General features: G+C 35.5%; 23 protein-coding genes. 4 read left to right on the top strand and 19 right to left on the bottom strand.

Annotation, left to right across the window (positions count from 1 at the left end):
* Position 1 precedes the first annotated feature (1 nt).
* Both KIK00_RS17875 and KIK00_RS17870 read left to right on the top strand, forming a co-directional pair.
* Positions 2 to 2,263, top strand: coding sequence for an outer membrane beta-barrel family protein (locus KIK00_RS17875; protein ID WP_255813684.1), 2,262 nt, complete (start codon positions 2 to 4; stop codon positions 2,261 to 2,263).
* A 46-nt stretch (positions 2,264 to 2,309) separates the two neighbouring features.
* On the top strand, positions 2,310 to 4,562 hold the full coding sequence (locus tag KIK00_RS17870; protein WP_255813683.1) for a TonB-dependent receptor domain-containing protein: 2,253 nt from the start codon (positions 2,310 to 2,312) through the stop codon (positions 4,560 to 4,562).
* 141 nt (positions 4,563 to 4,703) lie between these two features.
* Here the strand turns inward: KIK00_RS17870 and KIK00_RS17865 are convergent, their stop codons facing one another.
* From KIK00_RS17865 to KIK00_RS17825, 9 genes are all read right to left on the bottom strand, one after another.
* Positions 4,704 to 6,458 (bottom strand): discoidin domain-containing protein, encoded by a 1,755-nt coding sequence (locus KIK00_RS17865; protein ID WP_255813682.1) that lies wholly within the window; start codon positions 6,456 to 6,458, stop codon positions 4,704 to 4,706.
* 27 nt (positions 6,459 to 6,485) lie between these two features.
* A complete protein-coding gene (locus tag KIK00_RS17860; protein WP_255813681.1) occupies positions 6,486 to 7,511 on the bottom strand; it encodes a hypothetical protein in 1,026 nt (341 codons plus the stop codon).
* Between the two features lie 10 nt (positions 7,512 to 7,521).
* The gene (locus KIK00_RS17855; RefSeq protein ID WP_255813680.1) at positions 7,522 to 10,602 is read right to left on the bottom strand and encodes a polyamine aminopropyltransferase; all 3,081 of its coding nucleotides are present in this window, start codon (positions 10,600 to 10,602) and stop codon (positions 7,522 to 7,524) included.
* The gene (locus tag KIK00_RS17850) at positions 10,595 to 10,810 is read right to left on the bottom strand and encodes a DUF350 domain-containing protein (protein ID WP_045491052.1); all 216 of its coding nucleotides are present in this window, start codon (positions 10,808 to 10,810) and stop codon (positions 10,595 to 10,597) included. Before KIK00_RS17850 ends, KIK00_RS17855 begins: the two co-directional genes overlap by 8 nt.
* A gap of 13 nt (positions 10,811 to 10,823) precedes the next feature.
* Positions 10,824 to 11,018 (bottom strand): hypothetical protein, encoded by a 195-nt coding sequence (locus KIK00_RS17845; protein WP_255813679.1) that lies wholly within the window; start codon positions 11,016 to 11,018, stop codon positions 10,824 to 10,826.
* Complete coding sequence (locus tag KIK00_RS17840; RefSeq protein ID WP_255813678.1) at positions 11,015 to 12,472, bottom strand: DUF4178 domain-containing protein; 1,458 nt, start codon at positions 12,470 to 12,472, stop codon at positions 11,015 to 11,017. The genes KIK00_RS17845 and KIK00_RS17840 overlap by 4 nt, the downstream gene beginning before the upstream one ends.
* 3 nt (positions 12,473 to 12,475) lie before the next feature.
* Positions 12,476 to 12,835 carry an S-adenosylmethionine decarboxylase family protein gene (locus KIK00_RS17835; RefSeq protein WP_255813677.1) on the bottom strand — a complete coding sequence of 120 codons (360 nt, stop codon included), beginning with the start codon at positions 12,833 to 12,835 and terminating at the stop codon, positions 12,476 to 12,478.
* A 21-nt stretch (positions 12,836 to 12,856) separates the two neighbouring features.
* Positions 12,857 to 13,780 carry a citrulline utilization hydrolase CtlX gene (gene ctlX / locus KIK00_RS17830; protein ID WP_255813676.1) on the bottom strand — a complete coding sequence of 308 codons (924 nt, stop codon included), beginning with the start codon at positions 13,778 to 13,780 and terminating at the stop codon, positions 12,857 to 12,859.
* A gap of 93 nt (positions 13,781 to 13,873) precedes the next feature.
* Positions 13,874 to 14,788, bottom strand: coding sequence for a dimethylarginine dimethylaminohydrolase family protein (locus KIK00_RS17825; protein WP_034694718.1), 915 nt, complete (start codon positions 14,786 to 14,788; stop codon positions 13,874 to 13,876).
* 290 nt (positions 14,789 to 15,078) lie between these two features.
* Between KIK00_RS17825 and KIK00_RS17820 the strand changes: the two genes are divergently transcribed.
* Entirely contained in the window at positions 15,079 to 15,243 is a 165-nt protein-coding gene (locus KIK00_RS17820) for a hypothetical protein (protein ID WP_156121012.1), read from the top strand.
* Positions 15,244 to 15,279: 36 nt separating this feature from the next.
* Here the strand turns inward: KIK00_RS17820 and KIK00_RS17815 are convergent, their stop codons facing one another.
* From KIK00_RS17815 to KIK00_RS17805, 3 genes are all read right to left on the bottom strand, one after another.
* Complete coding sequence (locus KIK00_RS17815; protein WP_255813675.1) at positions 15,280 to 17,454, bottom strand: TonB-dependent receptor domain-containing protein; 2,175 nt, start codon at positions 17,452 to 17,454, stop codon at positions 15,280 to 15,282.
* A gap of 80 nt (positions 17,455 to 17,534) precedes the next feature.
* Positions 17,535 to 18,596, bottom strand: a complete 1,062-nt coding sequence (locus tag KIK00_RS17810; RefSeq protein ID WP_255813674.1) for an AraC family transcriptional regulator — start codon at positions 18,594 to 18,596, stop codon at positions 17,535 to 17,537.
* 184 nt (positions 18,597 to 18,780) lie between these two features.
* Complete coding sequence (locus tag KIK00_RS17805; protein ID WP_045491075.1) at positions 18,781 to 19,158, bottom strand: helix-turn-helix domain-containing protein; 378 nt, start codon at positions 19,156 to 19,158, stop codon at positions 18,781 to 18,783.
* Between the two features lie 85 nt (positions 19,159 to 19,243).
* Here KIK00_RS17805 and KIK00_RS17800 point away from each other — a divergent pair, with 85 nt between their 5' ends.
* Positions 19,244 to 20,062 carry an alpha/beta hydrolase family protein gene (locus KIK00_RS17800; RefSeq protein WP_255813672.1) on the top strand — a complete coding sequence of 273 codons (819 nt, stop codon included), beginning with the start codon at positions 19,244 to 19,246 and terminating at the stop codon, positions 20,060 to 20,062.
* A gap of 78 nt (positions 20,063 to 20,140) precedes the next feature.
* Here KIK00_RS17800 and KIK00_RS17795 read toward each other — a convergent pair whose 3' ends face one another.
* The 7 genes from KIK00_RS17795 to KIK00_RS17765 form a co-directional block, all read right to left on the bottom strand.
* On the bottom strand, positions 20,141 to 21,427 hold the full coding sequence (locus KIK00_RS17795) for a citrate synthase (RefSeq protein ID WP_255813671.1): 1,287 nt from the start codon (positions 21,425 to 21,427) through the stop codon (positions 20,141 to 20,143).
* A gap of 84 nt (positions 21,428 to 21,511) precedes the next feature.
* Positions 21,512 to 22,804: a phosphopyruvate hydratase gene (eno, locus tag KIK00_RS17790; RefSeq protein ID WP_105702132.1), complete on the bottom strand. Its 1,293-nt coding sequence runs from the start codon at positions 22,802 to 22,804 to the stop codon at positions 21,512 to 21,514.
* Positions 22,805 to 23,027: 223 nt separating this feature from the next.
* Entirely contained in the window at positions 23,028 to 24,176 is a 1,149-nt protein-coding gene (locus tag KIK00_RS17785) for a hypothetical protein (RefSeq protein WP_255813669.1), read from the bottom strand.
* A gap of 12 nt (positions 24,177 to 24,188) precedes the next feature.
* Positions 24,189 to 24,503, bottom strand: a complete 315-nt coding sequence (locus tag KIK00_RS17780) for a hypothetical protein (RefSeq protein ID WP_255813667.1) — start codon at positions 24,501 to 24,503, stop codon at positions 24,189 to 24,191.
* A gap of 28 nt (positions 24,504 to 24,531) precedes the next feature.
* Positions 24,532 to 24,696: a hypothetical protein gene (locus KIK00_RS17775; protein ID WP_255813666.1), complete on the bottom strand. Its 165-nt coding sequence runs from the start codon at positions 24,694 to 24,696 to the stop codon at positions 24,532 to 24,534.
* Positions 24,697 to 24,784: 88 nt separating this feature from the next.
* Positions 24,785 to 25,573 (bottom strand): sensor histidine kinase, encoded by a 789-nt coding sequence (locus KIK00_RS17770; protein WP_255813665.1) that lies wholly within the window; start codon positions 25,571 to 25,573, stop codon positions 24,785 to 24,787.
* A gap of 633 nt (positions 25,574 to 26,206) precedes the next feature.
* The gene (locus tag KIK00_RS17765) at positions 26,207 to 26,995 is read right to left on the bottom strand and encodes a hypothetical protein (RefSeq protein ID WP_255813664.1); all 789 of its coding nucleotides are present in this window, start codon (positions 26,993 to 26,995) and stop codon (positions 26,207 to 26,209) included.
* Positions 26,996 to 26,997 lie beyond the last annotated feature (2 nt).

Here is a 26,997-nt window from a genome sequence, read left to right as displayed (position 1 = left end):
CATGAAAACTCAAATTCTTATTGCAGCACTATTTTTCGGTGGACTTGTAACTGCCCAGCAGAAAAAAGACAGTTTGAAAGTAAATGCTATTGATGCAGTGAATATCAAGAAGCAGGTTTTCAAAAAACAAGGGGACCGTTTAGTTTACGATGTAGCTTCTTCATCTATCGCGAAAGGAACCAACACTTTTAATCTTTTAAAACAAACTCCAATGATTTCCAGCATCGATGGAAAAACACTGAAGATTTTGGGAAAAAATGATGCGGTGATCTACATTAACAATAAGAAAACAAATATGGATTCTGAGGCATTAATTGAAATGCTGAAGTCTACTCCATCAGAGGATATACAGAAAATTGAAGTGATTACTGTTCCGGGAAGTGAATTCCAGGTTGAATCCAAAGAAGGTGTGATTAATATTGTAATGAAAAAAAGCAAAAACAACGGTTACAACGGAACGTTGAAAATGCAGAATGAGCAGGCTTATTACAACAACCCTAATGCAGGAGCTTCTTTTAACTTCAGACAAGGAAAGTGGTCCGGTAATTCAAACTTCAGAACAGGAAGCTGGACAGACAGACAAAGATATACGCTATCTAACGGAGATCCAACTTTCAAAAATGAATCATTTGGGTTTAATGATGATCCTAATAAAAATTTTGGCGGAGGTTTTAATGTTGATTATGAGATCAATAAAAAACACAGTCTGGGATTCTCATACAACATGAGATATAATAAAAGTTTCAATTCTGTATTGGATATTACCAACTGGCAAAATGGGGTTTTAAATAACAGAACTGTCAATAATGAAGATGCACAGACCAGAAATCATTCATTTAATTTAAATTATGAAATGAAAACCGATTCTCTGGGAAGCAGGCTTACCTCAAACGTTTCTTACCTGTGGTTCAACAGAGATAAAGTAAGTTTTAATGAAAGTCTTCCTTTAACTAATGATACGATCAACAAGTATTCGGCACTTCATCAATCAGTCCCTCAGATCATTAACAACTATGCGGCAAATATCGACTATCTGAAAAAAACGACTAAAGGTGCAACATGGTTAATGGGAATCAGCTACAATCATACGAACACGGATAATGATACTAAACAAGACAAATTAATAGGCGGTGATTTTGTGATAGATCCTAAACAAACCAATCACTTCATTTATAAAGAAAATATTTTAGGTATTTATCTGAACTATGAACGCAAACTGACTGAGAAAATATCCGGAAAAATAGGAGCCCGATACGAAATGACCAGAAGCACCGGAGAGATTCTGGAAAAAACAGGGTTTGAAAGAAATTATAACAATCTTTTACCTTATCTGAATTTAAATTATGCCATCAATTCTGATCACAACCTGAGCTATACTTTCTCGAGCAGAATCCGAAGACCAAGATTCTGGGAACTGAACCCATCCAGAACGTATTTCACTCCTACGAATTATACACAGAACAATCCATTTGTTCTTGCATCAAAATTTTATAATCAGGAACTGAACTATATGTACAAAAATGCATTCTACGCTAATCTTAGCTTTAATATGGTGGAAGATGCCTCTGCTTCTGATATGCTTCCGTTACAAGGGACTTTAACAGCTCCAGAAAGGGATAAAAATGGAAATATAATCTATGGCCCAGACGGAAAAATGATCATGCGAACAACTAGATTCCTAAGATATATAAGAACCAATTACGGTAAAAACAGAGAGCTTGCTCTTACGCTGGGAATGAACAAATCATGGTTTAAAGACATATGGACAACCAACTACTCTGTCAATTTGGGCTATGTTACCTACAAAGGCGGAGTATGGGAAGATCCGACATCTCAGCTTGGCCAGTACGAATCCGAGTCACTGGATCCTTATATCATTGATGTAAAAAACTACAATATGTCTGCAACCATCAATAACATTATCAGACTTTCATCCAAAAAAGACTGGTTTTTAGGAGTCAACTACTTCTTTGCAAGCCAGACAGCGATGGAAGGTGGTATGATAGGCGCAAGACAAAGCTTCGATCTCAGTCTGAAAAAAATTGCAGGCGACTGGACTATCGTAGCGGAAGTAAGTGATGTATTTAACCAAAGCTTTTACAGGATCAAAGGAGTACAGCCAAATGGAAAATATAACAATATCACCAATTTCAACTATCCAAGGTTAATGAGCATCGGAGTTACTTACAATTTCGGAAATCAGAAACTTAAAAAAGCAAGGGAAATGAAATCAGCTAATGATGCTGTAAAATCAAGAACCTAATCTATAAAACTTATATCACTAAATCCACTCTTAAATAAAAACAAACATGAAACGTATAATTTTGTCAATGGCAATCGTATTTGGCACTTGTGCATTCGCTCAGGAGAAGAAATCTGATACGGCAAAAACAAAAAATATAGAAGGAGTTACTATTACAAAACAGGTTTTCAAAAAGCAAAGTGACCGTTTTGTATATGATGTAGCGGCATCACCTGTAGCTAAAGGAAATACCACTTTCGACCTTCTGAAGCAGACTCCTCTATTATCTTCCACAGATGATAAAACATTAAAAATTGCAGGAAAAAATAATGCCCTGATCTATATCAACGGAAGAAAAAGCAATATGGATTCTGAGTCTCTGGCTCAGTTCCTGAAAAATACTCCGGCAGAAAACATCCAGAAAATTGAAGTGATTACCGTTCCGGGAAGTGAATTTCAGGTAGAATCATCAGATGGGATCATCAATATCGTTTTAAAGAAAAAAATGAGTGACGGTCTCAACGGAAATATGAGGATGTCTAATACTACCGGTAAATACAACGGAAGCCAGGCTAGTTTCTCTGCCAACTACCGAAAAGGTAAACTGGGAGTGAGTGCTAACCTTAGCGGTGGTGAAAATATAGAGGCACAAACCTACACGTTAAGAAACGGAACTGCCAAGACTTCTAACGAATCCACAGGAGATGTTGACGATCCGAACAAAAACATCGGAGGTTATGTGAATATTGATTATCAGCTGAATGACAAAAGCAATCTGGCTTTATCATGGAATACCTGGGCCAATAAAAGCTATAATTCTACGGTAAACCTTTTCAATACCATCAAGACAGAAAACGATACAAAATATACATGGTCTAAAAATAAAGAAGACTCAAGATCATACAACAATTCTGTAAATTTAAATTATGAATTAAAAACCGATTCTTTAGGTAGTAAGCTTAATGTAAATGCCGCTTATCTTAATTACAAAAGATTCCAGTTTACAGACAACAGAACATATAAATCTGATGTGAATATGGGATTAGGAAATATGACCACACAGGTATTCCAGGATCTTCCTCAGATTATTAATAACTTTTCCGGAATGGTAGATTATAATCAGAAATTTAAAAATGATCTGACCGTTTCAATAGGAGGAAATTACAACAAAACCAAAACGGACAACGATTCTAAGAACATAAGCTATTTCTTTGATCCCGCAAAAAAACCGGATCCAAGACCCAATCATTTTATCTATGATGAAAACATCTACGGTATGTATGTCACTGTTGAAAAGAAATTCTCGGATAAAATTTCCGGAAAAGTAGGAGCAAGATATGAGATTACAAACAGCCTTGGAACTTCTGACAATGCTCCTACAGACGAGCTTAAAAGGATTGAAAGAAATTACAACAATATCCTTCCTTATCTGAGTTTCAACTACGCAATCAATGATAAAAACAATATTTCGTACTCTTTTTCCAGCAGAATGAGAAGACCGAGCTTCTGGGAAATCAATCCGGTAAGAAACATTCTTACAGATGATAACTACACGCAGAATAACCCATTTGTAAAGGCTTCATCTACCTATAATCAGGAACTTACGTATATGTACAAAAATTCATACTTCCTGATTTTAAACCATTCTTACATTCAGGACGCTATCACTCAGGTTCCACTGCAGGGTTATCCGGTATCACCTGATGGTAAAGTAGGAGAAAATCCTGTTCTTAGATATATCAGAACCAATTTTGGAAATAAGCAGGAAATGTCTGCCATGGTAGGAATTCAGAAATCATTCTTTAAACAATACTGGACAACCAACTTTAATATTGGGGTACAGCATAATATCAACAACGGAAGCCTTGATACAGATCCTACTACCGGAGACCGATTCAGAAATCAGGAGGGTAAAGATATTGTTTATACCAATAAAACAAATTCTACCAGTCTTTTGATTCAGACCAACAACACGATCCGTCTTGATAAAAAGAAAACATGGTTCTTTGGTGTTAATTATTTCTTCGTAGACAAACAGCAGATCGAACTTGGATTACTGAAAGGTTTAATGAGCTTAGACCTTAGCATCAAGAAAATGTGGAACGACTGGACTTTTGCAGTGAATGTGAATGATGTCCTGAATACCAACATCGTTAAAATTGAAGACTTTCAGGAGAATGGAAACTATAATTACATTCACCAAAACCGTTATAACAGAAATCTAACAGTAAGCCTAACCTACAATTTCGGGAACCAGAAAGTAAAAAAGGTAAGAGACATCGAGGGTGCATCAGATGCTATTAAAAGCAGAACGAGATAAAGAGAAGTATCTTTCTTCATATTCAATTATTCTTACGGTATCCGCTGTTTTTTTACAGCGGATTTTTATTATAAATTTCCGACAAAAAATAACACGTTCTGATGATTCAAAACGTGTTATTTTTTTATCTTTTAATTGGATTTATTCAGACTTTGCAACGGCTGTTCTTTCAGAAACCCCATTGGCATTGAAAGCTTCAATCTGGAAATAGTATGCATCTGTTCTGTCTGCTCCAGTGAAGAAATATTCATTCTTTCCATAGACCATAATGCTTCCATACAATTTATCAGGAGACTTTCCGAAATAGATCACATAGCCGTCTGCTTCAGGGTTCTGCTGCCATTTCATCCAGATACTTCTTCTTTCCCCATATTTCTTAGGATCAGCTCTTAAAGGCACAAAACCTTCTACTTTGGCAGGTTGCTTTCCTGCTCCTTTTCCGAATACTCTGAAACCGCTTAATGCAAATTTTCCGGTTGGCATTTTCAGGTTTTCCATTTTCAGGAAACGGGCTTTTGCAGGCTGTTCAAGCTCAACATAATCATGAGGAACATCTTTAGTATTTTTGCTTTTATCTACAATCACGTTCCATTTCTTCCCATCATTGGAACCGTAGATTTTATACTGATGCATTTTCCCTAAGGTTTTTCCCATAAACTCTGCATCCTGATCAGCATAATTGATCTGAATGGCATTGATGGTGGAAACTTCTCCCAGATCCGTCTGGAACCATTCTCCGGAATTTCCGGTTTTAGCACTCCAATATGTTTTGATATCTTCATCTACAGCATTGTTGGGCTGATAACCTCCTAAAGTAGATGAAACCTGAACCGGTTTATTATAATTCAACAGCATCCATCCGGCAAAAAGACCTTTTGTAAAATCTTTTCCCTGTGCATACTGCGGAAGATAGGTAGGATAATCACCATATGCCGTATTACAATACATCACATCATCTTTATCAAAACCAGCAGGCCAGATTCCGAGTCGTCTTTCAAAATTATTTTTAGTAGAAATAAAAATAGTGGAAATGTGCCACCAGTTTTTATAATTGTCTTCAAAGGTAGCACCATGCCCTGCTCCTCTGGCAAAACCTCCCGGCTTGTAAGAAAATGGATTATGCTGCTGATATTCGAAGCCTTCCAGAGGGCTTTTGCTGACATATACTCCATCAGAATATCCGCTGAATTCTGTTGCCGGAGCACCATACTGCATGTAATATTTTCCGTTGTGTTTCGTCATCCACGCCCCTTCTACAAAAGGCTGAAGAAAAACATTATCATTGTATTCCCCGAAACGTTCCCATCCATGGTCTTCAGGTTTTAGTTTAATAATAGGTTTTACGAAACCTTCGGATTGAAGATTTTTCACTTTCACTTCTGTTCCCAGCAATGGCCATTCGTTACTCGAGCCCCAATACAGATACAATTTATTTTTGTCTTCATCATAATGAAATGCAGGATCCCACGCTCCTACTTTTAAAGTATCCACTGCAATTTTCCAGTCATCTTTGGTGGGGTTCGTACTTTTCCAGATCGGAAAATCCTGTTCCCAGGTAGAACCATAGACGTACAAAGTATCTTTCATTGCCCAGACAGCCGGAGCATTAAGGTCATGGGTATATTTATTGTCCCTGAGAAATTTCCTCTTTACAAACTTCCAGTCCAGCATATCATCACTGTACCAGTACCCTTCCTGATTGGTAGAAAAAAGAAAAAGTTTATTCTTAAAATTAACAATCACCGGATCTGCTGTAGCACGGTGTTTCCCCTGTTTTGAAAAAACTTCGAAAGGCGTATAACCATAATCAATATTAATGGGATTACAGAAAGTTTTCTGCTGAGCCCCTACAATCATTCCAAGAAAAATTGCCAGTGACAGAAAATATTGTCTCATTTTTAGATTTTAAAGATTATGGCAAAGTTAATTAACTTTTTTTGGTTTTCTCCAAATAAAGCCATCAAGCAGATAATGAGTAAGCTGGGGAACAACCAGCAACGGAACGAGGAACTGAAACAATTTTTCTGGAATAATTATATTCAGAGAAAAATGTTCATTCCATACTAAAGTTTCCCATAAAAATTCTTCCAAAAAGGCGAAACCTAAAATAACGCCTATAAATAAAAATATTCCTGAAAAAGATTTAAAAACCTGCATCCAGTTCATCTGATGATTTTCCTTTTGCTGTATTTCCCGGATATAAATCAATGTGATATAAGGAATCCCGTGAGAAACCACATTCAGAAAAGTAAAAAGGAGATCATTGTTAAAGTAAACAATCCCGAAATACCAGGAAAGGAAAGTTCCGGTAATCAATGCAGTTTTGGGAATATTAATATTTTTTGTTTTAAAAGCTTCAAAAGCAGTTTTAACGATCCAAACGATCAGAATTATAAAATATATTACCGTAATCAAAGGAATATAATCCGGAAGATTTTGAAGCCAGTTAAACTCATTATTGACAAACCAGGTAAAGGCGCGGGGAGTCTTAAACCAGTACAACATCGGATAAATGGTCGCAGAATAAACAGCAACCTCATCTATTTTTTTGCTCCAGTTATTCTGTTCAAAGCGCGCATAGATCCTCATAAAGCCATACTGCTGGCGTATAAAATGAAAAACGGCAACCAATGCCAGTACCGACCAAAATGTCAGACTTCCGAACTGAAACAGAATAATCCCCAAAATCCAGCTTACAGCAGGAATTCCGAGATAAAGCAGCTTGTTTTTTTGTGTTTCTCCTTTTACAAAATAGGTCTTAAACAAGGTAGAATATACATGAGCCACATCCACAAAAACAATCAGAAAAAGCCATGTATAAAAAGAGTAATGATTTTCCAGCCCCTGAATCTGTTTCTGAAAAAGAAAAACAATCAACAATACAACAAAAGGCGGTGATAGAATAAACCACCAGTCTGTTTTTGCATTATGTATCCAGGGCTGTTTCATTGTATTATTTTTATATCATTTGTTCCGCAGTCCGAATTCCCTGATAGAATGCTTCTTCAAAAATAGATATTCCCGAAAGATCGGAATGGGCAAAGAAAATTTTACCCTCTACAGGCTCTTTCGCAGTTCTGGTTTCTTCTCCAAAAATCTGATTGGGAACCGGAGCAATCATGGCATGTCCTATTTTATGAAACTGCATTTCCAGAATGAAATCTTCTATCAATGGGTGGGCTTTCCTCAGATCATCCAAAACTAAAGTTTTAAGTTCAGATTCTTTCATAGCATAAAGCTTTTTCCTTGCTTTTTTACAGTCTGCTGTTGAAAAGCTTTTATAGTGGGTAATCACTTTCTCACCAATAATCTGGTTCAGATTCTGATGTTGGTCAAAGATATAGCCCAAACCGGAAGATCCATAGATCACATTATCCCAGGCGAGTTCTTCATCTCCTCCAAATTCATTCTTCAGCGTAATGGTTGTTAAAAGCCAGGGTACATAATGAAATGAAGATGCTTTTTTATGATTAAAAATTCTTTCATTCACAAATTGTGGTGTTGCAAACAGTACTTTATCAGCAATGATTTTTTTGGTTTTCTTTTGGGTATTATCAAAACTCAGTACCTCAACTTTATCATTGATTTTCACATCAAAAACCAGATTTCCTGATCTATGTTTTCCCTCTGTATATTTTGAAAAGTGTTTGGCAAGCCTTGCATTTCCTTCCGGCCATGTGAATACCTGATCTTTATACTTCGTGCTCCAGTTGTTTTTTCTACCGGCAAAATAATGAATTCCCGCCCACGCTGAAACGTAATCTATTCCTAATCCGAAATCATCTCTGCAGGAGTAATCCAGAAGCCAGAGAAGTTCTTCGGAATGATAGTTATTTTCCTTGAGCCAGTCTTTGAAAATGATTTTTTCAAACTTTAAAACCTCATCTTCCTTGCTTGAATCATGCACCGGAATAGCAAACCAATATTTTCCCTGTGGATCTTTCTTTACACGAAATTCATCCATTAACTTAAAAAAGCGGTTAAGCTCTTGCTGAGTTTCTTTTGAAATACCTTTTTGAGGAACAATATCGCTCTGCCAGGAGTTTTTATAGAACAGTCTTTCCTGCTGTGGAAAAGTCATTTGGTATTCATCAAGAATAGGTTCCCTATCCTCTTCAGTTCCCAGGCAAATTTTACATTCTTTCAGAAATTTTATGATTTCAAGGTTTTCCTTATTGGGTAAGGGTAAATAATGTGCTCCCAAAGGAAATTTTGAAAATGAATTCTGTCCGTTGGAAGAATTTCCTCCAAGATGGTTTTCCATTTCAAGGAGAAGGTAATCCTGTTCATTATTCTGGCTGAAGAATCTGCATGCCGAAAGTCCGGAAATTCCGCCACCCACAATAAGATATTTGGTGTGGATAACTTCTGAAAATTGTGGAAAATCTTTTGCCCATAGCTTATGGCCGAGAACATGGTTTGTCCCGGTAATTTTCAGCAGCAAAGATTTTACTTTCTTTCCGCAATACTGCAAAAAGGGAAGCATCAGGCTACCTAAAAATATAGTTTTAAGAAAATCCTTTCTACTGTACTTTCCCCCCCACTCTTCATCGAAATAACGGACTAATATCTGGTTATCCAGACGGTTAACTTCTACGTCTTTCACTTTCATATCTTTATTAAAATAGGCCATTTGCGAAAAATTATAATCATAATATTTTAACCCAGGCAGCTTTCTGTAGATTCTGTTGTTGACAGGTTCAAATGAAGCCATAGAAAACCCCCATTCTCCAAAAGACGGAACATAGGTATGGTATGCTGCAGTGAAAGGAAAAATCTGATTGATTGTTTTTTCGATGCACCAGAAAGATTTCGGAGCAAAATACGGAGAAGTGGTCTGAACCACAATCTTTGTATCAAGAGTTGTTAATCTCTCCAATTCTTTATAAAACTGCAGGGAATATAGTTTTCCTAAGCTGTAATTTGACGGATCCGGAAAGTCTATGATGATGACATCAAACTTCTTTTTACTGTCTTTTACCCAAGTGTAAGCGTCTTTATTGATGACTTCCACTTTCGGATTGGAAAAAGAATTTTGGTTCAGCCTGCGCATGGTTTCGTTGGTCTTGAAAAACCTGGTCATTTCCCCATCAAGATCTACAAGTGTTACTTTTTTAACGTCTTTGTATTCTAATACTTCTCTGGCTGCAAAACCATCACCGCCACCAAGAATGAGAACGTTATCAATGTTTTTTGCCATAGACATCGCAGGATGTACCAATGCTTCATGATAGCGGTATTCATCGGTGGATGAAAACTGTAAGTTGTTATTCAGATATAAACGAAACTCGTGAGTATTTCTCGTTAAAACGATTCTTTGATAGGGTGAGCTTTTGGTATAGACTACATTTTCACCGTATAGTTTTTCTTCAGAGTAAGATAAAATCGTATCAGAGAAAAAGAAAAGCCCCAACAGAAAAGCAAATGCGGCAATAGATTTTACTTTTAATGATAAGGGTTTTGACAATTCCTTTGTAAGGTAATAGCATAGAAATATCGCAATCGAGATATTGATTAACCCAAAAAACAAAGGCGTTTTTACAATTCCCAGCTTCGGAATCAAAACCAACGGAAAAAGGATAGATGCGAGTAAAGCTCCGATATAATCGAATGCGAAGACGTTTGAAACTAAATCTTTAAACTGTACTCTGTCTTTCAGAATGTTCATCAGAAGCGGGATTTCCACTCCAACGAGACAGCCTGTGAAAAAGACAAAGAGGTATAGAACGCTTTCAAAGTGTGCGAGTGTATTAAACAAAATAAACAGCACCACAGAGCTGATTCCGCCTACAATTCCTACAAGGATTTCGATCTCAATGAATTTATCAATAAGATTTCCTTTGATGAATTTCGCAAGATAGGAGCCTACTCCCATTGAAAAAAGATATACCCCAATAATGAAAGAAAACTGCTTTACAGAGTCTCCTAAAAGATAGCTCGCCAGGGCTCCAGCCACCAGCTCATAAATCAATCCACATGTAGCAATGACGAATACTGAAAACAATAAAAGCAGCTCAAGAGGAATCCTCTTCTTATCCATGAATTGCAGCGCTTATAATCATTGAAATTCCGATGATAAATGCCCCGAAGACAATAGCCAGTGCTATATTTTTGTTCTGAGCGATCTCATGCCATGTTTTCTCCGGTGTAAGTTTTTCGATAATGAAATAGCACACGAGAAGAATTGCGATTCCTAAGAATGAGTAAAGAACCGAGTTTAATATGGGTAAGAAATTGATGTTGTCCATAGTTTTTATATTTTTATTTGTGATAGTATCTGTAGAATCCTACTCTGGAATGGCTTCTGGTAGTTCCGTCACGGTATGTTTCCGTTTTAGCACAGTCGCATACCTGATTTCCCTGATAAGTAAGGTATACGAACCAAGTCATGAAAAATCCTCCAATCAGACAGAGAATCCAGTTTTGTCTTATGTAATTTAATATTTTGCTCATCATGATGTGGGATAAGGGGAGTTTGAACTGTTCTTCCATTTATTTACATTAAAGAAATGTCTTCCTATCAATATAGCCACAAAGAGAACAACCATTATGAATAAAATAAATCCGAAGTTCCAGAATGAAACGGGAAGCCAGGTTGCTTTGAGCTGTACATAGGTATTGCTTGAAATGGGATCTGTAGTGAGTTTAAGTGCTTCAGTATTAATAAGGGAGTCCAGCTTTTGAGTTCCGAACGATGTTTTGGCAAGTCTGATTACTTCCGAGGTATCTTTTTCCAGCGTCTGTCCGTCTGTAAAAGTTTTGGTCTGCACCTTGAATATATCAGTAATCTCAATGATTCCTGATTTATCCCGTGATATCATGACCTTTGAATCAGGCGATGTAAGACCTGAAAATGAAGGTAAGCCTCCTTCTTTTTCGGCTGAAATAATGAAGTGATATTTTCCGGAGCCTACTCCACAGAGATTAAAATCTTCGGACTGACTTCCTTCTGACCAGCTTTCTCCATCTTCGTAACCATGATATTGTTCGATATCTTTGGAGGTATAGATAATTTCATTGGTATTTTCATTCACAAGACTCAACTGGATATTTGCCCAGGAATTATCAACTCCTGAAAATGCATTGACCTTTAATGGAGCTGAGCCTCCTGAAAGTGTAAAACTTTTACTGACCAATTCCTTATCTTTTACATCTGTAAAATTGATGGTCTCCGCAAAAACGGTTTCGTTAGTTCTTGATGTATAAACATACAGCTGAAGCAAACATATCATCAATGCTGCCACACAAAAGATGTTGACCAACTGTCTGATGTTGAAATAATACGGCTGAACGATTCCAACTCCCGTATAATAGGGCATATGAGCTATTTTAAAAGCTCTTTTAACATCATATTTTGATATGTGGACTCCGTAGAAGTACTGGCTTTTCTTGCTCGTCTTCTCCTGTGAGATCATACGGGTTCCATTGACGTATTCTTTGTAAGTAGCAATACTGAAATCCAGATGTTCATCAAAAAAACCAGCTGCCGCTTCGATACTGCATGGAGTATTTTCATACCAGCGATAAGTTCTTCCGAGATAGGTTGGTAATTTTGAATTTTTACTTTTAAAATCATCAGGGTGCATTGAGAGCAGGAAAACCCAATGCCCGTCACTTTCACTCAGGAAAGCATCATTTCCTTTGCTGTCTTTTAAATAATATTCGCGCCAGAAAATGCTGTTTCCATATTTCTTAACAATAATCGCAACGACCGTATATTCTACACCTTCAATTTTCCCTTTTTGTCCGACATCCAATACAACATTTTCTGTCGGCACTTTCAAATGTTTGGTATGCTTGTTTCCTGCTACATCAATGAGATGGGAGCAGGTTTGGCAAACATATTCCTCGATAGGAAAAGTAAGATCTAATTTATTTTCTGATTCGCATGCTGGGCAGACATAGTGCATTTCTTATCTGTAAATTTTGTGTTTCTGAATGGTATTAGCTTTAAAATACTGAACCACTTCATCTGCAATCTGCTCTACTTTTGTGGTATTATTCTGCGTATAATTGCAAAGAAAAACATCAAAAGTAAGCTGTTTAAATTCCGGCCACGTATGGATACAAAGGTGAGACTCTTTAAGGATCACTGCGGAAGTAAAGCTATCATTCTCAAAAATATGATTGGTTATTCCTACAATTTCCACATCCTTGGTTTTCAGAATCTCTTCTGTAAATGTGAGAAAACCTTTGCTGTCTAATAACAAATCTTCTGACTCTGTTTCCAAAGTCAGAAGAATATGTAAACCTTTACTTGATAATGGGTTCAATTAATTTTTTCCGTAAATATATTATTTTTTTGGAAGAAAAACCTCAGCAAGCATACATCTTGCGCTTCCTCCTCCATTTACTTCAATGGTATTCAGGTCTGAATAGATAATTTCGCAGTATTTTTCAATAGCAGCTACCTGTTCTGAAGATAAAGACTGATAAGCTGTCTGGCTCATCACCAGGAATTTTTCACCTTCTTTGTTCTGAACCTGAAGCATATTTCCTGCAAACTGCTGCATTTGGTCTTCTGAAATTTCGATGATTTCTTTTCCTGAGCCTTTAATCGTTTCTATTACTTTTTCTCTTTCCAGCTCATCATCAATACAATCAAGACAGATTACTACAAACTTGTCTGCCACACACATCATTACGTTGGTATGATAGATAGGAAGTCTTTCTGTTCCTACCGTCTGAAATGAATGGAAAACAACCGGAGTGAATCCGAATTTTGCACAGAATTCTCGGAACAGTTTTTCATCCAGCCTCAAAGAAACAGAACCGTAAGCAATTTTATTATCGTGATCGAAAATCATACTTCCCGTTCCTTCCAGAAAATGTCCCTGAGTTTCAGGAAAAGACCAGTCATCAATTTCAGCAACTTCAAAGCCCTGATTTTTGATGCTTTCAATAATATCTTCTCTTCTTTCTACTCTTCTGTTGGATGCGAACATCGGGTATAAAACCACCTTCCCGTCTTTATGGAAACTCACCCAGTTATTCGGGAAAATAGAATCCGGAGTATGAGGATCCAATGTATCTTTTATAGTAATCACATTGATTCCTTTTCCTCTCAGCTTTCCGACAAAGGTATTGAACTCTGCCAAGGCTTTTGACTGGATATCCGACCCTGTCTGTTCTACCTGAAAGTAATTATTTTTTGCTGTTTCAGCGTTGTAACCGAATGCAATCGGCTCTATCATTAATACTGTATCTGTTGTTTGCATTTTTTTTGATTAAAAGATTGAAAAATTAAAAGATTGAAAGATTGAAAGATTAAAAACTCTCTCACTTTCAAACACTAAAACTCTCCCACTCCGCTATTCTCTCACAAGCGGCATTGTAGAGCATCTCAACAATCCACCCATTTTAGAAATTTCTCTGTAAGGGATTTCTTCAACGGTCATTCCCCACTCGTTTCTCAAATGGTCATTCATTCTGGTGAATGCTTTGTCTGAAACTACTACATCAGGAGAAATAGAGAAGATATTCGGGAACATTTCAAACATTTCTTCATCATTGATATGGAAACAGTTTTCTTCTCCGAAAATGTCGATGATTAAGCGGTAGTCACTTTCATCTACGAATCCGTTTTTATAAATGATACACTTGTCTTCTCCTACCGGATTAAATGTGCAATCCAAATGCAGAATTCCTTCAAACGGAACTTTATCATTCTTCTTCAGTTCCAGGTCAATGATTCTTTTCTTTGGAAAATATTCTTTTAAGATTTCAATGGCATACTCATTTGTTCTTGCCGTCTTATAGTTTCTGTAATCTTCGCTGAAGCAGGTTCCGATAAAAATAAAATCATTCCATACAATTACATCTCCTCCTTCAATGTGTGCTGTTTCCGGAAGATTGATGATCTTTCTCCATGCTACTTTCTCAAAAACGCTTTTGTATGCTTCCTGTTCGTCTGCTCTGTCCGCAATCACATTTGAAATGATCATCTTGTCATCAATCACAAAGGCCACATCTCTGGAAAAAACCTGGTTGTAATCTTTAATGATACTTGGACGCAGTACTTCAACGTCATACTTTTTTAGAACTGCTTCAAAAGCGTTCATTTCATTGATAATATCCTCTTCTTTAGGATAAATGTTGTGTTCGATTGAGTAATATGACTTTGCGTCATAACTTTCCTCTAGTGTAGGAACTGCTCCCAGTGAATTAGGCTGGCCTAAAACTACTGACTTCAGCCTGCCCGTTTCGTTTTTAATGTTTAGTCTCATAAAGATTTATGCAATACTACAAATATAAGTAAAGGTCTCTACCTATAAAACTTTTGGATTATTTTATGTAGTAAATTTGATTTCTAAAATCAACACTCTTCAACAAAATTTCCTTGTCTGTTCAGCCAACTGCAGTGAATAGCTCCAAAAACATCTACAACTTACTATTTTCCATCTACATAAGAACCAAAAAACAGATAATTATATTATTTAATTTCCTATATTAGTGATATAATTTTCGCGAAATTATAAACAATAAAACTTAACTATTAACACCAAAAATCAAAGTTATGAACAAGAACAATCCGGTGCTTAAAAATGCACAAAAATTAGGAAGAGAGCAACAAAAATCAGTAATGGGAGGTGCTCCAATCTCAACAGGCAGAAGATGCTGCGAATGGGATGATGCAGGAAACTGTTATATCTGGACATGTGACAGATGTCAATGTCCATAATAAAAACGAAAGCCTGCTTTTTCAAGCAGGTTTTTTTTATCTCGCTCTGTTTTCTTCCTCTGTTTTCTGGGTTTCTTTTACCTGATATTTTGAACTGCCTATACTATAACTAAACGAAAGCACCAATCTACTGCTGTCCCACCAGTGTGTAAGACGGTTATCCATAATCTGTTTATGCCGAAATTCTAATCTCTGCTCATAAGAATCAAAGAGATTATTAAAACCAATCTTCGTGTTCAGTTTATTATCAAACCATGACTTTTGAACTGATACATCTATGGTATACCTTGGCTTGATAATATAAAGACTGTTCCCCGTTTTTGATTCATAACTGGCAAATACATTCATGGTAAATCCTTCTGGAAGCGAAAACACCTGGCTTAGCCTTACTTCATAATTATAAATATTCAATGCAAAAATCTCATCCAGATAGGGTCTGAATTCATAATTATAATATCCTGTAATCTGGCTGGTGAGATTCCACCATTTTGTAATTCTGATTGGAAAGCTGGTTTCCAGAACAGCAAAATTTCGATATGGAAGATTCGTTCCTAAATATTCCAGAACATTCGTTTCCGGATTGTAAAGGGGATAGCGAGTCATCACATCTTTCTCTTTCCCAACTGTGAAACTTGTGATCCAGTTTTTATAGCGATAGGTTGCTTTGATCTGGCTTGTAAAGGAAGGAAGCAGATAAGGATTTCCAATCCAATAATTTAACGGACTGAAATAAAACCGGAACGGATTAAGCTGAGAAAAAACCGGTCTCGTCATTTTCCTGCTGTAAGAAAGGGAAAGTTCACTGGACTTGTTAAAAGTATAATTTGCACTTAATGACGGCAGCCATTTCAGATAGTTTCTTGCAACAACTGAATCCACAGTAATTGCATTGGAAATGCTGTTTGTATTTTCAAATCTTAAGCCTGCATTGATTTGTAAGCTTCCCATTTTCTGCCTGTATGCCAGATAGCCTGCCCAGATTTTTTCTTTATATGAAAATACATTACTTCTCGAAGGATCAAAGACAAACTGGTTTCCAACAGACAATGTATCATACCTGATATTGTTTTGGGTGTCTGAACTGCTGTATTTAACTCCCGCTTCAACATCTGCATTATCAATTTTCTGCGAAACATCTATCTGAGCAGTATAGATATTAATTTTATTAATCAAATCAGATTTCCAATAAGAAAGAAGATTTGCTGTAGCCTGATCCTTATTGATAAAATCATCATTCTGCTTATTTTTAACTGAAAGATAGTTTCCTAAAAAACTGAGTTTAAATCCTTTATTTTGAAAAGAATAATCGGTGGTAATGCCATAATTATCCTGTAAATAATAGGTGGGATTTTCACTGGCGGTATTCAATACTGTTTGGGTTTCACTTTTATCGGTAGTAAAAAGTGATCCATTTCGTGTACGTTCATTGTTCCTGAAATTACCTCTCAGATTGATCGCTAATCTGTTTTTATCATTCAGTCTGAAATCAGCTCCCGCCTGAATATTGTACACCTTCCCAAAATCTTCCTGATAGGTATGGGTGCGCATTATATTGGTATTTGCCAGCCGCTGCAAAGCCTGATAACGATAGGTTGAAATACCTTCATTATAGCCTGCCTGAAGGCTGTACGTCACTTTTCCCGTATGATAAGATGTATTGAATGCATTTTCCCTGTAGTTGAATTTATTAATATACACATTACCATTATAGCTTGCTTTCCAGCCAAGACTGGTATTCTTCTTTAATTTGATATCAATTATTCCTTTAAATTCTGCATCATATTTTGAAGACGGATTGGTATTCACTTCTACAGATTCTACCATTTCAGGTGATAAAGACCGTAAATATGCCTGCAGCTCCTGATTACTCATCACAACAGGTTTTCCATCAATAAGAACAGCCGGGGCAATTCTCCCTCCAATAAAAATTCCGTCTTCCTGATCTACTGTAACACCGGGTGTTTTTTTTAAAACATCAAGAAGATGGGTAGAGGTTTTAAAGTCTTTGTTTCCGGCAACAGATACAACCAGGTTCCCATCATTCAATTTCATCCTTCGCGGAGCTGATTGAAGAATGACTTCTGAAATATTCGTGGTAGAAGATTTTGTTTGAGTCAGAGAATCCGAAACGTTCCTTTTTACAATTTCCTGTGCCTTACCAAAAATTGAGAAAAATAACAGGAGTAACAAAAGCCACAATTTGACTATCATAAGTTTTAAATTTTATGATATCAAAAGTATTAGCTTGCTCTAAAAAAGAGGTTTTAATATTGAAATTCCGCAGTACTGAATTATAAATTTGAACTCTGAAATCTAGGTTCAGTCAGGGTTTGAGACTGTTTATACAAAAGAGGGGTTGTATTTTTAATTTTCTTGAAGGTTGAAAAGAAAGTTGACTTGGAATTAAATCCTACTTCATACCCGATCTCCTCAATTTTCAGATAGGAACCATTTTCTATTTTTTCGCAGGCTTCATTGATCCTGTATTCATTGATGCAGGTCGCAAAGCTTTTCCCCAAATTATCATTCAGCAATTGGGAAAGCTGATGAGCTGATATATTCATTTTTGAAGCAAGATCGCTCAATTTTAAATTCGGATTTTTATAGAGCTCTTCTGTATCCATCAACCTTTCTAATCTTGATACAAAACTATCCACCTGTTCTCCGGAAATCTTTTTATTGGAATATTTTTCTGTTTCTTTTACCGGAAGCTGCTGATATTTTTTATTGAATAAAATCAAAAAGTTGGCATATAGCACAAACGAGAACACAAGGCTTCCACCTGCACAATAGATTTGTACCCAACCTGTAGAAATCAATTGATACGTTAAAAAGATAATCACATTACTAACCAGAACCGGAAGAACAAATTTGTTTGGACTTTTATGATTCTGTTTAATGAAAATATAATACTGATAGACCGCAAGAAACACAAATACAGACCAGACAGTATAGATAAAAGTACCAAAATAATGATCCCAGGTAATAGGAAACACCAAATATAGCAACCCTACCACTCCTAAAATAAGGGTTAAAATTCCAAACCATTTCTGGCAGTTCTTCCAATCAAACCGGTCTTGCTGAAATGAAGCTTTAACATAGTAATAGAGAGCTGGTCCGGTGAAAAACAATGCTGAGAGCCCCAAATGCGGGATAATTCTGGGTAAATCCGGATAAAAATAAATGCATACAGAAATTCCTACTCTTGAGCTTAGCATCAGAAGAAGAAGTCCAAGAAAAAAATCTGGCAGGTATTTCAGCTTTTTAACAAACAGCAGATAAATTCCCAGCAGAAGTCCGTTGAATGCTCCTACTGCACTGAAGAAAAATAGCATCTGTTCCCCAAAAGTCATTGTCAATTAGTTTTTTATTTTTAAACACAAATTACACTATGGTTGCTTCCATTGTACTAATATCAGATTAACTGCAACAGATTTAAGTCTGTTTAATCAACAAACCGGCTTACTGAAACTTATTAATCTAACTACAGTAAATGTAATAAATTATTGAATTCAATTTCAGTCCCATTTGTATTTTCTATAAAAAGGTAGTTATTAATATCTCTTTCCCTTCGGCGTATGTCTTTCCCCATTCACATAAGTTCCTTAGAATCGGGACTACATCTTTGCCCTTGTTTGTAAGTATATACTCAATTCCTGCAGGGATACTGCCAGGGATTTCCTTCTTTATAATAAGTTGATGAGTTTCCAGTTCTTTTAACTGTCTTCCCAGTACCTGTTCCGAAATATTCGTTAATTCTTTTTTCAATAAATGAAACCGGTTGTTCCCTTCCGATATAGAATAGATAATCTGTGATTTCCAACGTCCGCTGATGATGCTCACCGCAGAATTTAATTCACATATCCCAAACAAAAACTCTTCATTTATGGCATTGGTTGAATTTTCCTTTCTCATAATTCAAAGATTTTACGACTCACAATTTTGTTAGTTATTGCACCTCACAAAGGACTTACAGAAATTTACACTAAAATACAAAAAAATGCACATAAAGAATATAATACTGATAATCAGTATTATTACAAGCATCACATTAGTAAAGGCTCAGGAAAAATGGGTTTTTAAATCTGAATTCCTTTCAAAACCCGATACGGTATTAATTTTTAAACCTAAAACTTATATGCCAAAAGAAAAATATCCTTTGGTGTATTTACTCCATGGATATAGTGAAAATTACCGCCAATGGTCACAAACGACAGACCTTCAAAAGTTATCCGATCAATATAAAATGATTATTGTATGCCCTGATGGTTTTGTGACATGGTACATTAACAGTCCTTATGATAAAGGTTCACAAGCCGAAGATTTCTTTTTTAAAGAGCTTGTTCCCAAGCTGCATACCAAATTTAGTATTGATGACAGAAATATCTTTATAAGCGGACTGAGTATGGGAGGCTATGGAGCCATACGCTACTTCCTGCTTCATCAGGAGTATTTTAATACTGCTGGCAGTACAAGTGGTGCATTTTCTTTAGATATAAATATTCTTACAAAGGCAAGTTTATCGTTCTTTCAAACCACAAGAATAATTAAAGATCTATCTCACTCATTAGGGTCCTCAAAAGAATGGAATCAATATAGTACTTCAAGTCTTGTAAAAGCTTATAACAAAGGAAATCCTTTTCTAATAGACTGTGGGACTGATGATATCCTTTATTCTTCTACACTCGAAGTTAAAAATCTGGCTGACAGTTTAAAAATCCCAATAACATTTATTTCTCAACCAGGAAATCATAATACAGAATATTGGAGGAAATCTATTGAACATCATTTTATTTTTTTCAAAGAGCATTTAAAATAAAATTTTCAGCAGTCCTCCTATTTCATAATGAAAAATCCCAAAGCTTGCTTTGGGATTCTTTTATATTGTAAGCAAATATTATCTGCTTGCGATGTCGATGTAGTTTCTTTCCTGAGCACCTTGGTAAACCTGTCTTGGTCTTCCGATTGGGTCTCCTTTCAGTCTCATTTCTTTCCATTGAGAAATCCATCCTGGAAGTCTTCCTAATGCAAACATTACTGTAAACATTTCTGTAGGAATTCCTAACGCTCTGTAGATAATACCTGAATAGAAGTCTACGTTTGGATATAGTTTTCTTTCTACGAAGTACTCATCTTCAAGAGCTACTCTTTCTAACTGCATTGCAATGTCAAGAGCTTTATCCTGAATACCTAATGCTTTAAGGATATCATCAGCAGCTTTCTTGATAATTTTCGCTCTTGGGTCAAAGTTTTTGTAAACTCTGTGTCCGAATCCCATTAGACGGAAATTGTCAGCTTTATCTTTAGCTTTAGCAACGTATTTAGATACATCACCACCATCTTTTTCGATAAGTTCAAGCATTTCGATTACAGCCTGGTTAGCACCACCGTGAAGCGGCCCCCAAAGTGCAGATACCCCAGCAGAGATAGAAGCGAAAAGACCTGTGTGAGCAGAGCCTACCATTCTTACTGTAGAAGTAGAACAGTTTTGTTCGTGATCTGCGTGAAGGATTAATAATTTATCTAAAGCATTTACAACTACCGGATCGATTTCGAAATCAGCGTTTGGTAATCTGAATGCCATTTTGTAGAAGTTTTCTACGTAATTCAGGTTGTTATCCCCGTGGTTTAATGGTAAACCTTGAGTTTTTCTGTAAGTCCAAGCACAAAGGTGAGAGAACTTAGCAATCATCAGCTCAGCTGCGTGATCCATTTCTTCTTTAGAGTTTACGTTAACTGCTTTTGGGTTGAAAGCTGTCAATGCAGATGTCATAGAAGATAAAACTCCCATAGGGTGAGCAGAACGAGGAAAAACATCAATGATTTTTTTCATTTCGTCTGCGATGAAGTTATATTTTTTAATATTATTGTCGAATGAAGTAAACTGATCCTGAGTAGGTAATTCTCCATGTAATAAAAGATACATTACTTCTGTAAAGTTAGATTTTTCAGCAATCTGTTCGATTGGATAACCTCTGTAGAATAATTCTCCTTTATCTCCGTCTAAGTAAGTGATGTCGCTAATGGTAGCTCCTGTATTTTTATAACCTAAATCCAGAGTGATCAAACCTGTCTGGTCTCTTAATTTTGAAATATCAATCCCTCTGTCTCCGATAGTACTATCCACGATAGGATATTCATATGAATTACCGTCGTAATTCAATATTACTTTGTTGTCTGACATTATTTATTTATTTTTTTTAAATATACCACTTTCCATAAAATACGGCAAACAAAAAATATCGCTTGCCGTTATTTATAAATTCAATTATCTTTTTATTTTAAATGCTTCTAAACCTGGGAAAATTGCTGTTTCACCAAGAGCTTCTTCAATTCTCAATAACTGGTTATATTTTGCCATTCTGTCTGATCTTGAAGCTGAACCTGTTTTGATCTGTCCGCAGTTCATTGCTACTGCTAAATCAGCGATGGTAGAGTCTTCAGTTTCTCCTGATCTGTGAGACATTACTGAAGTGAACTTGTTGTTCTGAGCCATTTGTACGGCTGCCATTGTTTCAGAAAGAGAACCGATCTGGTTTACTTTTACAAGGATTGAGTTCGCAATATTTTCTTTTACTCCTCTTGATAATCTCTCTACGTTAGTCACAAATAAATCATCTCCTACCAATTGTACTCTGTCACCAATTTTATCAGTTAACATTTTCCAACCTTCCCAGTCATTTTCCTGCATACCGTCTTCGATAGAAATGATTGGATATTTAGCAGCCAATTCTGCAAGGTAAGAAACCTGCTCGCTGCTTGAAAACTGAGCCGCATCCGGAGTCTGGAATTTTCTGTAATCATAAATTCCGTCTTTGTAGAATTCTGAAGCCGCACAGTCTAATGCCAACATAATGTCGTCACCAGGCTTGTATCCTGCTTTTTCAATTGCCTGAAGTAAGGTATCCAAAGCATCTTCAGTTCCTTTGAAAGTAGGAGCAAAACCACCTTCGTCACCTACTGCAGTAGATAAACCTCTTGAATGAAGAATAGATTTAAGATTGTGGAAAATCTCAGTTCCTTTTCTCAATGCATGAGAGAAAGAATCTGCTTTTACCGGCATAACCATAAATTCCTGGAATGCGATAGGAGCATCTGAGTGAGATCCACCATTGATTACATTCATCATTGGAACAGGAAGTGTGTTTGCGTTTACTCCTCCTACATATTTATAAAGTGGCATTCCCAACTCTGCAGCCGCAGCTCTTGCTACAGCCAAAGAAACACCAAGAATAGCATTAGCACCAAGATTTCCTTTGTTAGCCGTTCCGTCAAGATCAATCATAATCTGATCGATATAGTTTTGTTCGAAAACCGGCTGTCCAACTAAATTCTCTGCAATTACTTCTTTTACATTTTCAACAGCTTTCAGAACTCCTTTCCCTTGATATTCTGAACCACCATCACGTAATTCTACCGCTTCGTGTTCTCCTGTGGATGCTCCTGAAGGTACAGCAGCACGGCCCATTGCCCCGCTTTCTGTAAATACATCTACTTCGATGGTAGGATTACCTCTGGAATCTAAAATCTGTCTTGCTTCTATATAAGAAATTGCACTCATTTTTTATTTTTTTTAGTTTAGACAAATTTAATCAAAATTTAACTTTTAGGGCTATTTCGAGGGATTTTTTTGAAATAAATCCAAGTTAAATTTTAGTTAATTTATATTATGATAATTCTACAATTTCTTTGTGTTGGATTGAGGGTTTAAAATAAAGAAACAATGATAAAAAAACTCACCTTTTAAAATTGTAAAGGTGAGTTTTTATTCAGTAATTATTATACTATTCTTTTTTCATTGCATCAAAATTGAAACTAACATTTAAGAAACCAAAAAGATTATTGTTTTTAATGTCATATTTTAAAATCAATGGAACCCAGAGATTTTTTAAAATTCTTATTCTTAAATCTGCATTGGCTAAAAACTGGTCATTTTTTTCATCAGCCATTATTCCTGAAACAATTCTTTTATATTCAAAATTAGGTTTAAGTTCTACGATGGATTTATCTTTAGTTTCCCAAATCGAAATATTCAGTCCTAATTGTGACGAAAATTCTTTTCGTTTTATAATAGATGTTGTGATACTGTCTTTTGCTTTAAACTGATTACGGAAGTCTATTTCCAATTTACTTCCCTTCTTAGATTTCAATCCTTGCAGATAAACCAAATTGGCATCAAACTCGTCCAAGAACTTAGAATCCTTTTGAAAATTACTATGGAATCCTACAGTTAATAAAGGTCGCCTTTTTAACTTCCCTAATTCATCTTGAAAAGTATCTAAAAATTGTTTAGCATCTATCCCATCTTGCTCTTTCAGCAATATCTTTTTAAAATCCTCCGGCAGGTTATCTATTGACAAATAATATTGTTTTTCAATAGAAGCCTTTGCTAATTTCTCAATTTTCTGGTAGTTTTCAGGAGTTGCTATATTTCTATATTTTTGTAAAGCAAAAATTAAAGCAGAACTAAGCTTTTCAAAATTTTCACCTGATTCATACTCTTTTCTAGCTAAACTGGCTACGGTTGTATCTCTTTTATTAATGATTGCCCAATCAAACCCATAATTAAATCCTTTAAACTTATAATCATTATCAAGATTTAACCCTATTTGAATCTGGAAATTTCTGTAAAATGTTTCTCGTTTACTTGTATAGTTATAGTCAATTAATAAAGTACTATCAGCTTTTGATCTCAATGAAAAAATGTTTGCTTTAAATTGAAAAGATTTGTTTTCACTTGTTAATCCTTTAAAAGAAGCCTGCATATAATCAGTCAATACATCTTTCCAGTTTCCTGATTTTGTTTCTTCAATCTTTTTATAAAAACCATCTGATTTTAAATCGTTTTTTGCAAAACCTCCATTCTGGGCACAAACCAATAATGTATTAAAGAAAAACAGAACAATCCCTAATTTATGTATAAATGTTTTCATGATTCCTTTTTATTACTTTACTTTAAAATGATACGTTAACAAATACCCATTCCCTTTTCTATTTGCTGGATTTAAATCAGAATCCTCACTAAGGACAATATCTCCATCAATTTTCACTCTTGTATTTCTATCTGCTGATAATGGATTCGACCCAATTATATAAAGATCATAATCTGCTCCCTCTTCTAATTCAAATTCTTCAGAAAAAGATCCTTTTTCTGTTTGTTCAAAAAGTGGTTCTGTTCTACCTTTTTTAAAAATTTTATAGATAATTCCTAAAATTGAAGTGCCACCTGTTACTGTAATATTTAATGTTAAAGTTTTCATGACATATAGTTTTTTAAGTTATTATTATTTATTTTCCGGGTATAGGGTATAAAAGACCCGCTAAAGCTCTTATAGCTCCTGATGAAATGGTAGCAAAGATCGTCACCAGCTGATTATCTTTAGGTTCTCTGCCACTCCATGCAGAAATAAGAATAAGCCCTGCAATGATTGCAATAATTGCCAGCCCAAGCATCGTTAATAAGAGTTTTCATAGCTTTTAGTTTTATAGATCAAATTTCCCTCTAAAAAACACACCAGTCAATTACACAAAGGGGTAATTTTCAAACTATTATTTTAAAAATCAGGCAGGTTCCAGAGTTTTCGGATAAAATATTACATTCACCGGATAATTCATTCATTCTTCTTTTCATATTTCTGAGTCCATTTCCTTTTGGCTGCTCATCCGGAATACCGATTCCGTTATCTGATATTTTCATAGAAAAACTATTATTTTTCTGTGAAAATGAAAGTTTCAATGTATCTGCATGACTGTGTTTGTATACGTTATTCACCGATTCTTTTAAGCAGAGAAAAAGATTACGCCTCATTTCTGTAGAAACAGGAGTTTCGGCAGTGATGTCTTCACATTCTGAAAGCAATACTATTTTTGTTTTCTTTAAAAAATTCCCAGTATATAATATCGCATAATCGATAAAACTGCCCAAAGTATCATTTCCTGAGTTCAGACTCCAAAGCATTTCCCGCATGGAAATATTCATCTCTTCTGACGTTTTCAGAAGTTCATCAATGTCACTCTGCAAATCTTCATCTTCGGCTTTCTGCCTTAGAAATTCTGCCTGAAGTTTCAATGCTGAAATTCCGGCTCCAAGATCGTCATGCATATCGTGGGAAATACGTTCGCGTTCCTGTTCAAGAACTTTTTGTTTTTCGAGTTCTTTCTGCAGGAGCTGGTTCTGATGTTCGGCTTCTTTGAGCTGTTGCTGCTGAATAAAAAAAAGTTGTCTTTTATTATACAAAACAACTATTAAAATAATAAAAATGACAAAAGTTATCAACAAAATAACAGCAATAATATAAGCCAGTTTTATTGTATCCGGTAGTTGCTTCATCTTGTATTTTTATTTTCAAATTTCCTTAAAGCAATATAGAACATTCCATACATAATGATATTAACACAATACTGTATGACTTTTAAAATTTGCAGAAACCCCGGGTCATTGTCTCGAAGAAAAAACATTGGGATTGACCTGAAAATAAAAAAAATACTCCAAAAAAGTAATCCACAGGAGACCCAGAAATTCGGATCGTTAAAAATTTTTACTTCATCGAAGTTTTTCAGTCTGACATAAAACCAAACCAGCGCATTAATAATGAAATAAAAGCAAACTAATATTCCGAGTATATTCTCATAGTTTTCACTATAAAATTTCACAAACAGGACGATATATACTAGAATAGCAATGAGTACAGATAAAAAAAATATTCTAATTTTTTGAGGAAAGATTTTAGCGTAATAGATATTAAAAAAAATGATCAGAAAAATACTGTAGTAATTAAATAGATAAGCAAAGTCAAATTCTTTACTATATATTTTATAATGCCCGTAGAGCTCTAGACAAAGTGAGATGAATAGGTAAACAGCAAAATAGTTTTGGCTGGAAAGACCTTTCTTTCCAGCTAAAACTATAGACTTTACAGTAGCTGCCAAGAGTACTGCAATGTATAATATTTGAATTAACATTTTATGGATATAATGAACCCATGTCGTAATATCCTTTTTCTGTACTAAAAACAAGTGTCATTTGTTTTTCGTGTGTTTCAAAGTGTTTTTTATATTGATCTTCCCGAAATCTATCACCAAGATTATTTTCAAAAATCACTTTCTTAACATCACTGATCTCGCAAAGATTGATAATAAATGTATCACTACCATCTTTTGACAAGGTATCTATCAGATCAACGATATGATAACTGATATAAAATGTATTGTTTCGCCCTAGATAATTAGTTAGCACTCGATGTCCATTCTCAAGATAAAAATCATTAAGCCCTTTTAAACTCTCATTGGAAATTTTCAGATCTTTAAGTGTAAGATCCTGACTGGCATTAATGATGAGATAATTATTTCCATCAACCGTATTTTTACCTTGTGTTTGCAAAGAGGCCACCATGTAAATCGCCCTGTTTTCAGAATATGATGTGAGTCTTACCCTGGAATCCTGAGGATCTATCTGTACGAAAGTAAATGTTAAATAGGTTGCCTTAATTTCATTCATAATCTCGCAAATATCTTTTAGGAGTGAATGTTTTACAGCATAAATACCTCCGAGATTAAAATTCACATTTTGATTTTGCATAAATGGCAAAACTCCCTTTTTAGCACTATCAATAAAACTTTCTGCCAGAATACGGCTAATAGGCAGCATTTCCACCCCATCCACTAACTGATCAAGTTTATTACCGATAGGGCCTTCTCTGTAAGATAAATTATCATCAAGAACTTCCTGACTTGTTTCATTTAAATTTTCCATAA

It is taken from the genome of Chryseobacterium sp. MA9, from assembly GCF_024399315.1.
Classification (GTDB): domain Bacteria; phylum Bacteroidota; class Bacteroidia; order Flavobacteriales; family Weeksellaceae; genus Chryseobacterium.
Note: the sequence above shows the minus strand (reverse complement) of the source record. Positions and strands in the feature narration are given on the sequence as shown.